Raw genomic sequence first — 13,759 nt, 5'->3', positions numbered from 1 at the left:
ATGTCTATGATGCTGGTACTGGAGTAGCAAACCACATAACCGGGCAGGAGCAGGAAATGAAAACGCGGGAAACCTTTGTGGCAACGATCGTATGCGCTGTCGGCGCGCTGGCAATGGCCGGCCTGATCGGCAGCGGCGCCTATGCGCAGGCGGCCGGCGCCGAGGCGCGCGGCGTGCATGCGCTGTCGACGGTCGTGGCGCAGGCGGTGTGCGCCGAGCCGGTCACGCTGATGGCCGCGGCACCGGAGGCGGCACGATGAATGCGCCACGCGACAATGTCACCGCATCCCTGGCCCCTGGCGCCGACGACGTGCGCGTACGCGAACTCGAAGTGGGCGGCGAGCAGGGACCTCTCAAAGCGCGCCTGTACGCAGCCGGCGCTCCCGCCGCTGCCTCCAGCAAGCGCGACACCCTGATCGTCTTCTTCCACGGCGGCGGCTTCGTCGGTGGCGACCTGGACGACGCCGACGGCTTCCTGCGCCACCTGGCCCATGCCAGCGGCTCGCAGGTCGTCCTGGCTTCCAACTACACGCTCGCCACCGTGCGCCCCTTCCCGGCGGCGGTCGAGGATGCCCACGCCGTGCTGCTGTGGGCGAAAAAGAACAAGACCAAACTCGGCTGGAACGGCAAGCGCATGCTGGTGGCCGGCATCGAGGCCGGCGCCAACCTGGCCGCCGTCTGCGCGCTGATGTCGCGCGACCGCGGCGCTCCCAGGCTGGCCGGCCAGATCCTCCTGATGCCGATGCTCGACCCCGGCCTGTCGACCTGCTCGATGCGCGAAATGCCGCAGTGCCGCGACCAGGAGCAGCTGGCCGACGGCTGCGCCGCCGCCTACCGCGGCTACCTGCCGAACGCGGCCGACCGCACGCATCCGTATGCCTCGCCGCTGCAGTCGAGCCGGTTGAAGAACCTGCCGCCGGCCCTGATCCTGTCGGCCGAGGACGATCCGCTACGTGACGAGGCGGAAGCCTACGGCGCCAAGCTGGCGAGCTTCGGGGTCGAGGCGACCGTGCGCCGCCTGTTGCCGGCGCCGCAGCAGGCCGGAGACCGCAACGAATGCGCCTGCGAAGCGCCGGCGCTGGTCGAAATCGCCGCCTTCATCGCAAGCCTCGGCGGGCAGGAGGCCCCGCCCGGCTAAGTCAGCACCTCTCTTCGCTTTTCCCATCACCGATTGACCAGGACACGCGCCAAAAACAGGCGCGGCGAGCCCCCTTTTTCCCGCGATTCGTCGCCGGGCGGGACGGGTGTCGCCGATTGATTAACATTCTTACAAGAAAAGGAATCCAACATGAGAAACCATCGCCCATTCGCCGCCATCGTGCGGCCACTCGCGGCAGCGCTGGCCAGCGCCGGCCTGCTCGCCGCCGCCCTGTCCGGCTGCAGCGATGCCACCGGCAAGGCGGCCGCCACCACGCCTGCCGCACCGCCCGTTTCGGCCGCCCTGGTGCTGGAAAAGCCGGTCGCCGAAACCCAGGAATTCTCGGGCCGGCTGGAAGCGGTCGAGCAGGTCGAGATCCGTTCGCGGGTGAGCGGCTTCATCACCGCCGTCAACTTCAAGCCGGGCAGCGAAGTCAAAAAGGGCGACGTCCTGTTCGTGGTCGATCCGCGTCCTTACCAGGCCGAGGCGACGCGCGCCGCGGCCGCCGCTGCGTCGGCGCGGGCCAAGCTGGAGCTGGCGCGGCGCGAACTGGCGCGCGCCGAGAGCCTGCTGGCCGACAAAGCGATCGCGAAACGCGAGTTCGACGAGGCGCTCTCGGCCCAGAAGGAACTCGAAGCCAACGCCAACGCCGCCCAGGCCCAGTATGAGTCGGCACGCCTGAACCTGGCCGATACCCGCGTGGTGTCGCCGATCGACGGGCGCGTCTCGAAGGCCGAGATCACGCTCGGCAACCTGGTCGACCCGAGCGCCGTGCTGACCACGGTCGTGTCGCTCGATCGCATCTACGCCAGCTTCGACGGCGACGAGGAGACCTACCTGCGCGTCGGCGCGCGTGCCCAGCAGGGCGCCCCGGTGACTGTCCGCGTGGGCCTGGCCAACGAAGCGGGCTTCCCGCATGAAGGCCGGCTCGAATTCGTCGACAACCGGCTCGACGCCGGCACCGGCAGCGTGCGCATGCGCGCCGTGTTCGAGAACCGCGGGCGCAGCCTGGTGCCGGGCCTGTTCGCGCGTGTCCAGCTGGGCGCCGCCGACAGCCGCCAGGCGGTCCTGATCAGCGACCGCGCGGTCAGCACCGACCAGAGCCGCAAGTTCGTGGTCGTCGTCGATGCCGCCAACAAGGCCGAATACCGGCAGGTGGCGCTCGGCCCGGTCATCGATGGGCTGCGCGTAGTGCGCTCGGGGCTGAAGGCGGGGGAGAAGATCGTCGTCAACGGCCTGCAGCGCGTGCGCCCGGGCGAGCCGCTGGCGCCGCGCATGGTGCCGATGGAAGGGCAGCCGGCGCTGGCCCTCGCTGCGGCAACCGGCGCCAAGGAGTAATGCGATGAACATTTCCCGCTTCTTTGTCGACAAGCCGATTTTCGCGGCAGTGCTCTCGGTGCTGGTGTTCGTCGGCGGCCTGATCTCGATCTTCCAGCTGCCGGTGTCCGAATACCCGGACGTGGTGCCGCCCTCGGTGGTGGTGCGCGCCCAGTACCCGGGCGCCAATCCGAAGATCATCGCCGAGACGGTGGCCGCGCCCCTCGAGGAGCAAATCAACGGCGTCGAGAACATGCTCTACATGTCCTCGCAAAACACCTCGGACGGGGCCCTGATGCTGACGCTGACCTTCGCCATCGGCACCGATATCGAACAGGCCGAGTCGCAGGTGCAGAACCGCGTCCAGCGCGCGCTGCCGCGCCTGCCCGAAGAGGTGCGCCAGATCGGCGTCACCACCGTCAAGAGCTCGCCGAATCTCACCATGGTGGTGCACCTGCGCTCGCCCGACGGCCGCTACGACGACCTTTACCTGCGCAATTACGCCACGTTGAACATCAAGGACCGGCTGGCGCGCATCGACGGCATGGGTGAAGTGCAGCTGTTCGGTTCGGGCGACTATGCGATGCGCGTCTGGCTCGACCCGCAGAAGGTCGCCGCGCGCGGCCTGACGGCGGGCGACGTGGTCGATGCGATCCGCGAGCAGAACGTGCAGGTGGCGGCCGGCGTGATCGGCCAGGGACCGGCGAAAGGCGCCGAGTTCCAGCTGACGGTGAATACCCAGGGCCGCCTGCAAACGGTCGAGGAGTTCGGCCAGATCATCGTCAAGACCGGCGAGGACGGTGCCACCACGCTGCTGAAGGATGTGGCGCGCCTGGAGATGGGCTCGAATTCCTATGCGCTGCGTTCGCTCCTGAACAACAAGTCCGCGGTCGCGATCCCGATCTTCGAGGCGCCCAATGCCAACGCATTGCAGCTCTCGACCGACGTACGTGCGACGATGGACGCGCTGTCGAAAGATTTCCCGGAAGGCGTCGAATACAGCATTGTGTACGACCCGACCCAATTCGTGCGCGAGTCGATCGACTCCGTCATCCGCACCCTGCTGGAGGCCATCGTGCTGGTCGCCCTGGTGGTGATCGTGTTCCTGCAAAGCTGGCGCGCCTCGCTCATTCCGCTGCTGGCGGTGCCGGTGTCGGTGGTCGGCACCTTCGCCGTGATGCTGATGTTCGGCTTCTCGATCAATACGCTATCCCTGTTCGGCCTGGTGCTGGCGATCGGCATCGTGGTCGATGACGCCATCGTCGTGGTCGAGAACGTCGAGCGCAACATCGCCAACGGCCTGTCGCCGCACGACGCGACGGTCCAGGCCATGAAGGAGGTCAGTGGCCCGATCGTCGCCATCGCCCTGGTGCTGTGCGCGGTGTTCGTGCCGATCGCGTTCGTGTCGGGCCTGACCGGCCAGTTCTACCGCCAGTTCGCGCTCACGATTGCGATCTCCACCGTGATTTCGGCGTTTGCCTCGCTGACCCTGGCTCCGGCATTATCAAGCGCCCTGCTGCAGCGGCACGACGCGCCGAAGGACCGCCTGACGCGCATGATCGACTCGGTGTTCGGCCGCTTCTTCGCCGCCTTCAACCGCTTCTTCGGACGCGCCTCGCATCGCTACGAGGGCGGCGTCAGGACGGTCCTGCGCCGCAAGACGCTGTCGCTGGCGGTGTACGCGCTGCTTGGCGCCGGTGCCGTCGTCATGTTCAAGGCGGTGCCGCCCGGCTTCGTGCCGCAGCAGGACAAGGCTTACCTGATCGGCTTTGCCCAGTTGCCCGACGCTGCCTCGCTCGACCGCACCGACGCCGTGATCCGCAGGATGTCGGCGATCGCCCAGGAAATCCCGGGTGTCGATTCCTCGGTGGCCTTCCCCGGCCTGTCGATCAACGGTTTTACGAATGCGCCGAACGCGGGTATCGTGTTCACCACCCTCAAGCCCTTCGGCGAGCGGCGCGGCAAGGAGCAGTCGGCCGAAGCGATTGCCGCCGAGATCAACAAGCGCATGGGCGCGGTCGAAGACGCCTTCGTGATGGTGCTGCCGCCGCCGCCCGTCAACGGTCTCGGCACCACCGGCGGCTTCAAGATGATGCTGGAAGACCGCGGCAACCTCGGTTACGACGCGCTCTACCAGGCAACCCAGGCGATCCAGGCCAAGGCCTGGGGCGACCCGCGCCTGCAGGGCGTGTTCTCCAGCTTCCAGATCAACGTGCCGCAGCTGTTCGCGGACGTCGACCGGGTCAAGGCCAAGCAGCTCGGCGTGCCGCTGCACACCATCTACCAGACGCTGCAGGTCAACCTCGGCTCGCTGTATGTGAACGACTTCAACCAGTTCGGCCGCACCTACCAGGTGCGGGTCCAGGCGGACGCCCAGTTCCGCTCGCAGCCGGAGCAGATCGCCCAGCTGAAGGTGAGGAGCAGCAAAGGCGAGATGATCCCGCTGTCGTCCCTGATGCAGGTGAAGGACAGCTACGGCCCGGACCGGGTGCAGCGCTATAACGGCTATGTCTCGGCCGACCTGAACGGCGGCCCGGCGGCGGGCGTGTCCTCGGGCCAGGCCCAGGCCATCATGGAGCAGATCGCGAAGGACACGCTGCCCAAGGGGATCGCGTACGAGTGGACCGACCTGACTTACCAGGACATCCTGTCCGGGAACACGATGGTCTACGTCTTCCCGCTGTGCGTGCTGCTGGTGTTCCTGGTGCTGGCCGCCCAGTACGAAAGCTGGACGCTGCCCCTGGCCGTGATCCTGATCGTGCCGATGTCGATCCTGTGCGCGCTGGCCGGCGTAAAACTCACCGGCGGCGACAACAACGTGTTCACCCAGATCGCGCTGTTCGTGCTGGTCGGCCTGGCCTCGAAGAACGCGATCCTGATCGTGGAGTTTGCGCGCGAGCTGGAACACCACGGCCGCAGCGTGGTCGAGGCCGCGCTGGAAGCGAGCCGCCTGCGCCTGCGTCCTATCCTGATGACCTCGATCGCCTTCATCATGGGTGTGGTGCCCCTCGTGTTTTCGAGCGGCGCCGGCGCCGAGATGCGCCAGGCCATGGGCGTGGCCGTGTTCGGGGGCATGCTGGGCGTGACCTTCTTCGGCCTGTTCCTGACCCCGCTGTTCTATGTCCTGCTGCGCACCCTCGCGCAGCGTTTCGAGAAACCGTCCGCGCGCCCAGTCGCCGTGGCCGCCGAAGGAGTCCCGCAATGAAAACGATGATTGCAAGCGGCATCGCGCCGCTCCTCGCCGCACTGCTGCTGTCCGCCTGCGCAGCCCCGGCCTTCCAGCAGCCGAAGCTCGACGTCCCGGCCGCCTTCAAGGAGGGGCAAGACCCGGTACGCACGGCCGCCGACGGCAGCCGCTGGCAGCCGGCGCGCCCGGCCGAGGCGCAGCCGCGCGGCGAATGGTGGCTGGCCTTCGGCGACCCGGCCCTGAACGCGCTGGTGGCCGAGGCCACGCGCAACAATGCCAGCCTGGCGGTGGCCGCCGCCCGCGTCAGGCAGGCCAGGGCGATCGCCGGCATCGCACAGGCGGACCGCAGTCCGCAACTGGGACTCGGCGCCGGCGCCCAGCGTACCCGGCCGTCGGCACGGGAGGCGGGCCTGCCGCCGGGGACGGGCGTGGCGCCGGTCAGCACCTACACGGCCAGCCTGAGCGCGAGCTACGAGGTCGACCTGTTCGGCCGCGTGGCGGCCGGCGTCCAGGCGGCGCGCCGGGATGCGGGGGCGGTCGAGGCCAGCTACCGCTCGGTGCTGCTGTCGCTGCAGGCGGACGTGGCGCAAACCTGGTTCCGGCTGCGCGCGCTCGACGCCGAACTCGACACCGTGGAGCGGGCGGTGCGCCTGCGTGCGGAAAGCGTCGCGGTCAACCAGCGCCGCTTCGACCTCGGCGACATCGGCGAATTCGACCTGGCACGCGCCAGGACCGAGCTGGCCGCGAGCCGCGCCGAAGCAGTCGGCCTGCAGCGCCGGCGCACGACGGCGGAACATGCGCTGGCGGTGTTGCTGGGAAGCCCGGCGTCGCAGTTCAGCGCCGGCACCGCGCCGCTGCCGGAGGACGCCGTCATGCCGCGCATTCCGGCCGGGCTGCCCTCGACCCTGCTCGAGCGCCGGCCGGACATCGCCGGCGCCCAACGCGCGATGGAAGCGGCCAACGCGCGCATCGGCGTGGCGCGCGCGGCGATGTTCCCGGCGCTGAACATCAACGCCGCGGGCGGCGGCGTGGGCGGGACGGTGGCCGAGGTGTTCAAGTGGAGCAGCCGGTCCTGGGTATTGGGGGCGCTGCTGAACCTTCCACTGGTCGACGGCGGGCGCAATGCGGCCAATGTCGCGCGCAGCGAAGCGGCGCTGGAGGAGGCCGTCGGCGCCTACCGCCAGAGCGTACTGGGCGCCTTTGCCGAGGTCGAGGACAACCTGGCCGGGCTGCGCATCCTGGCCGAGCAGGGCGCCCAGCTGGACGAGGCCGTCCTGTCGGCGCGCCGCTCCGCCGACCTGGCGCGCAAGCTCTACGATGCCGGCCGCTCGAGCTACCTCGAGCTGCTCGACGCCCAGCGTCATTTGGCGGCAGCCGAGCGCAGCGCGGTCCAGCTGCGCGGCGACCGCGCCCTGACCACGGTGGCGCTGATCCGTGCCCTCGGCGGCGGCTGGGAGGCGCCGCCATCGCAGGACCTGGCACGCAACTGACAGGCGACCAGTCTCCTGTGCGGCGGCGCGCGGCGGCGGCCGCCGCTTTTTTCGTGCGGCCGGAGCGCCCGGCGGCAGCTAGAATGCGGGAATGAGCAACGACTCCAAGCGGATGACCGGCCTCGCTCCGGTGCTGGCCCCCGACACGCGCATCCTCGTCCTGGGCAGTTTTCCCGGCGCCGCCTCGCTGGCGGCAGGCCAGTACTATGCGCACCCGCGCAACCAGTTCTGGAAGCTGGCCGGCGCCCTCGTCGGCGAAGAATTGTATGCCTTGCCCTATGCCGAGCGCCTGCCGCGCCTGCTCGCGCACCGCTTCGGCCTGTGGGACGTGCTCGATGCCTGCGAGCGCGAAGGCAGCCTCGACTCGAGCATCCGCAACCCGGCCGCCAACGATTTCGAGCGGCTGCGGCACCTGTGCCCGATGCTGGAAACCGTCGGTTTCAATGGCCAGGCTTCCGGCAAGTTCGCGCCGCAGTTTGCGCAGGCCGGTTATCGGACCGTGGTGCTGCCGTCGAGTTCGCCGGCCCACATGGCGATGTCCTTCGAGCAAAAGCTCGCCGTGTGGCGCCAACTGGTGGAGGCGGAAGAAAGCGGCAGCGCGCCGCGTCCGCCGGTTCAGGCTGGCTTGTTCCCCTGAGCACGCGGACTGCCGCCGCGTTTCCTCTGCCATACGCGGTTTCGCAAACCGTGCTACACTGTGTCCAGTCGTAGAAGTTCTGGTGACTTCCACGGCATCCCGCAGCAGCCCGCAGTGCGATATGTGTAATGTCGCCGCGACCAGCAAAGCGGGATTGTGATTCGAGATACGTTGGTCGACTTACACCGACGGAGGCACCACGCAGATAGCATGGGCGTCCAGGGCTCCGCACCTTGCAGATAGCATCGGCTGGAGCAGCGATACAAGCATTGGCAATACATTGAAACGAAGCCCGCAGCAAGCGGGCTTTTTTTTCTCTACCGCGCAGGTCGGCGTCCGGCTGCAGTCCCGGATCGAAGCCGCCGCCGTTCACCTATCCGCTCCCCGAGCGGCCTGTCCACTCTTACTCCGATCCAGTCCCGCGGGCGCTGGTATCAGGCAGCATCGTCGCGGCGCTTTTGTTATGCGCTGGCCCGCAGCACAACTCTCAAAGGAAGAACAACATGGCAAAAGAAGAACTCATCGAAATGAATGGCCTCGTCACCGAAGTGCTGCCGGAACTGCGTTTCCGCGTCGACCTCGACAATGGCCACAAGCTCGTCGCCTATACCTCGGGCCGGATGAAGAAAAACCATATCCGCATCCTGGCCGGCGACAAGGTGACGCTGGAACTGTCGCCGTACGACCTGAACAAGGGCCGTATCGTGTTCCGTCACATCGAACAGCGCGGCGCCCCTGCGCCACGCACCGGTTTCCAGCGCCGCCGCTGAGCGGGAGCCGCTGAGCCAGCTTTGCTTTCCCGCACGCAGCGCACGGTTTCCAGCGCGCGGCGGGCAGCAACAGCACATGCCGCAGCCCCGGTCTCGGGGCGCGCGCAGTCATTCCCCATCATGCCGCGGGCAATCCGCGCACGCGGCCGGCACGTCGAGCGCCCATCAGCCGGGCTCCCGCTCGGCTGTGGCATGTCTTCTCCAGGGTCAGTCCGGCTCGCGCTGCTTGGCCAGCCCGCCCGGGGTGCGCTCCAGCGGAGCGGCCGTCGAACGCAATCCGAACAGGAAGCCGGACAGGTGGTGGGCCAGGTGGTCGGCGTTGAGCCGGTAATACACGAACTGCCCGCGCCGCTCGCCGCTGACCAGCCCGGCGTTTTCCAATACCGAGAGATGACGCGAAATGGCCGGCGTGCTGATGCCGAGCTGTTCGGACAGGCTGCTGGTCGTCAGCTCGGCGCTGTTGAGCAGGGCGAGGATCTTGCGGCGCGGCGCCGACGCCAGGGCGTCGAAGATTTTATCGATGCTCATTTCACATTCGTTTAACACTTAGCTAATAAGTTAATTTAGTGTGCGCCGAAGGCCGCGCGCTGTCAATGCGCCCTGGTATGCCGCGGCTCGGCGCTACTGCCGGCGCGGGAGCGGCACGCTGGCCGCGCTGGCGATGCGCAGGTGTTCCAGTTTGGCCGAGTAGCGTTCGCGGGTGTCGGCCCGCACGCTGGTATCGCGCGCCAGTGCCAGCTGATTCGCCGCCTGGCGCCATTCTCCCAGGCGCAGGTGGGCCAGCCCCAGCCAGAAGTGAAACTCGTCGTTGTAGGGCGCGCGTGCCACTTCGCGTGCGAACAGCATGCGCGCCCGGGCGAAATCGTTCGCGTGCCAGGCGGCCATCCCCTGGTCGAAATAATGGAAAGGCGGCTCTGGATTGAGTCGCGCGATGCGCTGCGCCAGGGCCGCCGATTCGGCCGGCTTGCCGTTGGCGGCCAGCAGCGGCGCCAGGTTCTGCATCACGACCAGGTTATCCGGCTCGCGCTCGAGCGCGGCGCGGTAGACGCGTTCGGCCAGCAGCGGCCGGCCGCTGCGGTAGTAGATCACGCCCAGGGTGTTGTAGGCGGTCAGCACCGAGGGCCGCGCCCGGAGCGCAGCCCGGGCCCACCAGTAGGCTTCGGCGTTTCTCCCCTCGACCAGTTCCTCGACAGCGCGGTTGTTCATGTACAGCGCCACGATATCGGCTTCTTCCAGCTGGCGCGTGCGCATCCGGCCGGCGGCCGCCGCGGGCAGGAAATCGACCGTCAGTTCGCTGCCCGCTTCGATCGAGTCGAACGAGCGCGCGCCCGGCGCCAGGTTGATGTTGACGTGCTCGCTGACGAGATAGAGCGCATTCGCGCGGCTCCAGGTCTCGTCGGCCTGGACGCTCTGGAAGCGTACCCGCATGCCCAGTTCGCGCGCGAATGCGGCCGTCATGATGACCAGCGACAGGCAGTTGCCTGAGCGCGCCGCATAGGTTTGCGCGGCCGTCTGGGTGCGCGTGGCATCGTAGTCGAGCTTCAGGTCGCTCTTGTCGTAGAGCGCCGTCAGCAGGCCGCGCGCCGTGCCCTGTTCGCGCAGCCTGGCCTGGAAAGCGCGGCTGCGCAGGTGCGCCGACATGGCGGGGCTCAGGGTGAACAGGTCGGCCGCCGTGACGGGAGAGGCGGGCGCGGGGAAGGCGCTGTCGTCGAGCAGTCCGGCCAGCGAGGGCGGGGGCGGCGGCGCGCTGGCGCAGCCGGCCAATGACACGAACAGCAGCAGGAACCAGTGTCGCATAGCGCCTCCCTTACCGGTGATCTGCTTCCAGTATCGGCCGCTTGGGGGGCGCTGTCAAAGACCGCGGAGCCTGTGGCGCCGCTAGTGGTCGTCGTGCAGGGCTTCTTCGAGTTCGTCGAGCAGTTCGGCGGTTTCGTCTTCGTCGAGCGACAGGTAGGCCTGGGCGCGGGCGCCGCCCTTGTCCCATTCGATCGACGCGGCCAGGCCGCGGTAGCGGCAGATCGCACGCTCGGCCAGCAGCGACAGCGCCACCAGCGAGCGCACCGCGTCGTCCGTGCTCTCGTCCTCGAGCACCGCGTAGTCGTGATGGTGCAGGATGGCCCACGCGACTTCGCTCGACAAGCCCCAGTTACGCGCCAGCAGGGTGCCGATAGCCGCATGGTTGGCGCTGTGGCGCTCGTCCTCGACCGCCGTGAAGGCGCGCAACGCTTCGGCGCCGGCGTCGAGGAAGGTGCCTTCATAGCCGGGGAAGCGGCCCATCATGAGGGGCATGCCGGTGTCGCAGAACAGGCCGAAGGTATGGGCGATGTCGGGCGCGCCGATGCGCAGCCGGCGCGACAGGAAAACCATCGCGTGCGAGCGCTTGGTCGACACGTCCCAGAAGTTCGCCAGCGCCGGGCTCTCGGCGGGAATCGCCTGCCGCGCCAGCAGGCCGGTCATCAGCGCCGCCACCTGGTTAATGCCGAGGAACAGGATGGCCTGCTCGATCGACTTCGCGCGGCGCCCGCCGAACAGGGACGAATTGGCCAGTTTCAGCAGCGCGCCGGCCATGCCGACGTCGCGCGCGACGATGTGCCCGATCCGCTCCGGCGCCGGATCGGCGCAGGCCAGTTCGGCCTGCAGGTCGGCCAGCAGGCTGGGACGGGGCGGAATGCGGATCGACTTGATCAGGGCATCGACGGCGTCGCCTGCCGGCGCAGCTGCCGCGGGCGCGGCTGCGGCACGGGGGGCGCGTGCGGGCATGGCTTTGGCGGCAACTGTACTCATGGGGGAGGGATGCTAGGGAGAAATAAAAAACGAAGAGTGCCACTATAAACCATGCCGCATTTCTGTGCAGCAACAGGCTGCGTAATGTGGCAAAACGGACAGAACGGTGTTGCGAACATGCCTAGAATGACCTCCATGAATCCGACTACGCTTGCAGGAATCGATTTCAACGCCCCGGCCGAGGAGGTGGCGCGCCGGCTGATCGGCGTGGTGGTGCTGGTCGACGGCGTCGGCGGACGCATCGTCGAAACCGAGGCGTACGACCGCGAAGACCCGGCCTCCCACGCCTACTCCGGCCCTACCGACCGCAACTTCGCCATGTTCGGCCCCCCGGCGCACGCCTACGTCTACCGCTCCTACGGCATTCACTGGTGCCTGAACTTCGTCTGCCGCGAGGAGGGGCACGGCGCCGGGGTGCTGATCCGGGCGCTCGAGCCGCTTGCCGGGCTGGACGTGATGCGCGCGCGGCGCGATGCCCAGGACCCGGTGCAGCTGTGTTCCGGCCCCGGCAAGCTGTGCCAGGCGCTGGAAGTGACGCGCGCCTTCAACGGCCGCTCGCTGGCGCAGCCGCCGTTCCAGCTGGAGGCGGCCGCGCCGGGTCTGGAGGTGGTGACGGGGCCGCGCATCGGCATCTCCAAGGCGATGGACGTGCCCTGGCGCTTCGGCCTGGCCGGCTCGCGCTTCGTCAGCCGTCCGTTCCGCTGAGGCGCCCGGGCCGCTTGCGGTCCTGCTCATGGGCGAGGGCGCGCGGCGCGCGCGCACGCAGCGGGCTGTCGGGAGCGCGCCGCTCGAGCGGATCGCGGAAGGCCTCAACCTGCTCCTGCTCTTCCGGCGCCTCGGGAGGCGGTTCCACGCCCTCGATCTGGAAGACCGACACGGCGCGCGCCAGGTTCACCGTCTGCTCGTGCAGGCTCTCGGCCGCCGCCGCCGCTTCCTCGACCAGGGCCGCGTTCTGCTGGGTCATGTCGTCCATCTGGCCGACCGCGCGATTGACTTCGGCGATGCCCTCGGCCTGCTCGGTGCTGGCCACGCTGATGCGCTCGATGATGTCGTTGACCTGCTGCACCGAGGCGACGATGTGGCCCATGCTGCTGCCGGCTTCGTTGACCGAGGCGGCGCCGCCGTCGATGATCGCCACCGAGTCGGCGATCAGGGCCTTGATTTCCCGCGCCGCCGCCGCCGACCGCTGGGCCAGCGTGCGCACCTCGGACGCCACCACGGCAAAGCCGCGCCCCTGCTCGCCGGCGCGCGCCGCCTCGACCGCGGCGTTGAGCGCCAGGATATTCGTCTGGAACGAGATGCCGTCGATGACGCCGATGATCTCGACGATCTTGCGCGAGCTGGCGCGGATCGATTCCATCGTCGTCACCGCGCGGTCGACCGCCTGCCCGCCGTGGCTGGCCAGGCGCGCCGCTTCCGCCGCCAGGTCGGTGGCCAGGCGCGCATTGTTGGCGTTGTCCTTGACGGCCACGGTCAGGGTCTCCATGGCGCTGGCGGTCTGCTCGAGCGATCCGGCCTGCATTTCGGTGCGGGTCGACAGGTCGAGGTTGCCGGTGGCGATCTCCTTCGAGGCGATGTCGATCGAGCGCACCGAGGTCGATATCGCGTGCAGCGTCGTGTTCAGGGTGGCGATCGTATGGTCGAGGGCGCGCGAGGTGTCGGCGATCTCGTCGCGGCCGGTACTGGCGGTGGCGCTGGCCAGCCTGCCCTCGGCCAGCTCCGCCACTACGTTCGAGATGGCGCGGATATCGAGCAGCATGGCCCGGCGCACCAGCATCGTTACGGCGAGCGACAGCGCGATCGACAGCACTACCAGTACCGCCATCGATATCCCGAGCGTACGGAACTCGGTGCCGGCCGCCGCATAGGCTTCTTCGCTCAGGCGTCTTTCCAGCGTCGACAGCTGGGCGAGTTGGGTGTCGAGGACATTGAATTGCTTCTCCGCCTTCTGCATCGAATTGGTGCCGAGCGACTGGTCGACCTGCGCCATCTCGATCGTTTCCAGCACCGCCTTGCGGTAGGCTGCCAGGGCCGTGGCGGAAGCATCGATCAGTTTGCGCTCTGCCGGGTCCGCCACTTTCGCCAGCGCGTCGAGGCGGGTCTTGATGACGGCGTGCTTCTTGTTGATGTCGCCGATCAGCGCGTCGAGCCGGTTCTTGGCGAAGCTGCCGCTGACCCAGGCCAGCAGCTGGTAAATGTTCGCGTGTGCGTATTTCGCATCGCCGGCGACATCGGCCGCATCCTGCAGGCGCGCGGCGCGCACCTGGACCATGTTCTCCAGCGAGGCATGCTGGCGCACCATGCCGTAATAGGCGGCGCCGGAGAGCAGCGTCAGCAGCACCAGCACCAATCCCGGCGCCAGCAGCAGCTTCGGGCCAATCCGTAGTTTTTTCAGCATGCTCATCCCCTTGCAAATGAAAAAGGCGGCCGAAGCCG

Annotated in this window: 12 protein-coding genes; 8 read left to right on the top strand and 4 right to left on the bottom strand. The window is 68.3% G+C overall.

What is annotated here, in order from left to right; translation table 11 throughout:
• The first annotated feature begins 77 nt into the window (after positions 1-77).
• The 7 genes from ACFPAH_RS17240 to infA all read left to right on the top strand — a co-directional run bounded on the left by ACFPAH_RS17240 (position 78) and on the right by infA (position 8,539).
• Entirely contained in the window at positions 78-260 is a 183-nt protein-coding gene (locus ACFPAH_RS17240) for a hypothetical protein (RefSeq protein ID WP_379747751.1), read from the top strand.
• Positions 257-1,138: an alpha/beta hydrolase gene (locus ACFPAH_RS17235; RefSeq protein ID WP_379747749.1), complete on the top strand. Its 882-nt coding sequence runs from the start codon at positions 257-259 to the stop codon at positions 1,136-1,138. The genes ACFPAH_RS17240 and ACFPAH_RS17235 overlap by 4 nt, the downstream gene beginning before the upstream one ends.
• 150 nt (positions 1,139-1,288) lie before the next feature.
• Positions 1,289-2,476, top strand: coding sequence for an efflux RND transporter periplasmic adaptor subunit (locus ACFPAH_RS17230; RefSeq protein WP_379747747.1), 1,188 nt, complete (start codon positions 1,289-1,291; stop codon positions 2,474-2,476).
• A gap of 4 nt (positions 2,477-2,480) precedes the next feature.
• Positions 2,481-5,660 carry an efflux RND transporter permease subunit gene (locus ACFPAH_RS17225; RefSeq protein ID WP_379747745.1) on the top strand — a complete coding sequence of 1,060 codons (3,180 nt, stop codon included), beginning with the start codon at positions 2,481-2,483 and terminating at the stop codon, positions 5,658-5,660.
• Complete coding sequence (locus ACFPAH_RS17220; protein ID WP_379747743.1) at positions 5,657-7,132, top strand: efflux transporter outer membrane subunit; 1,476 nt, start codon at positions 5,657-5,659, stop codon at positions 7,130-7,132. The genes ACFPAH_RS17225 and ACFPAH_RS17220 overlap by 4 nt, the downstream gene beginning before the upstream one ends.
• A gap of 91 nt (positions 7,133-7,223) precedes the next feature.
• Positions 7,224-7,769 (top strand): DNA-deoxyinosine glycosylase, encoded by a 546-nt coding sequence (locus tag ACFPAH_RS17215; protein ID WP_379747741.1) that lies wholly within the window; start codon positions 7,224-7,226, stop codon positions 7,767-7,769.
• Positions 7,770-8,272: 503 nt separating this feature from the next.
• Entirely contained in the window at positions 8,273-8,539 is a 267-nt protein-coding gene (infA, locus tag ACFPAH_RS17210; protein ID WP_379747739.1) for a translation initiation factor IF-1, read from the top strand.
• Positions 8,540-8,746: 207 nt separating this feature from the next.
• On the opposite strand, the gene ACFPAH_RS17205 is transcribed toward infA, so the two are convergent.
• The 3 genes from ACFPAH_RS17205 to ACFPAH_RS17195 form a co-directional block, all read right to left on the bottom strand.
• Entirely contained in the window at positions 8,747-9,067 is a 321-nt protein-coding gene (locus ACFPAH_RS17205) for an ArsR/SmtB family transcription factor (RefSeq protein WP_379747737.1), read from the bottom strand.
• Between the two features lie 93 nt (positions 9,068-9,160).
• Positions 9,161-10,336: a tetratricopeptide repeat protein gene (locus ACFPAH_RS17200; protein WP_379747735.1), complete on the bottom strand. Its 1,176-nt coding sequence runs from the start codon at positions 10,334-10,336 to the stop codon at positions 9,161-9,163.
• An 81-nt stretch (positions 10,337-10,417) separates the two neighbouring features.
• Entirely contained in the window at positions 10,418-11,323 is a 906-nt protein-coding gene (locus tag ACFPAH_RS17195; RefSeq protein ID WP_379747732.1) for an HDOD domain-containing protein, read from the bottom strand.
• A gap of 135 nt (positions 11,324-11,458) precedes the next feature.
• Between ACFPAH_RS17195 and ACFPAH_RS17190 the strand changes: the two genes are divergently transcribed.
• On the top strand, positions 11,459-12,028 hold the full coding sequence (locus ACFPAH_RS17190) for a DNA-3-methyladenine glycosylase (protein ID WP_379747730.1): 570 nt from the start codon (positions 11,459-11,461) through the stop codon (positions 12,026-12,028).
• Here ACFPAH_RS17190 and ACFPAH_RS17185 read toward each other — a convergent pair.
• Positions 12,009-13,721: a methyl-accepting chemotaxis protein gene (locus tag ACFPAH_RS17185; RefSeq protein WP_379747728.1), complete on the bottom strand. Its 1,713-nt coding sequence runs from the start codon at positions 13,719-13,721 to the stop codon at positions 12,009-12,011. The genes ACFPAH_RS17190 and ACFPAH_RS17185 overlap by 20 nt on opposite strands.
• Positions 13,722-13,759 lie beyond the last annotated feature (38 nt).

It is taken from the genome of Massilia sp. GCM10023247 (assembly GCF_042653325.1).
Lineage (GTDB): Bacteria > Pseudomonadota > Gammaproteobacteria > Burkholderiales > Burkholderiaceae_D > Telluria.
This window is presented reverse-complemented; position numbering and strand designations above follow the sequence as displayed.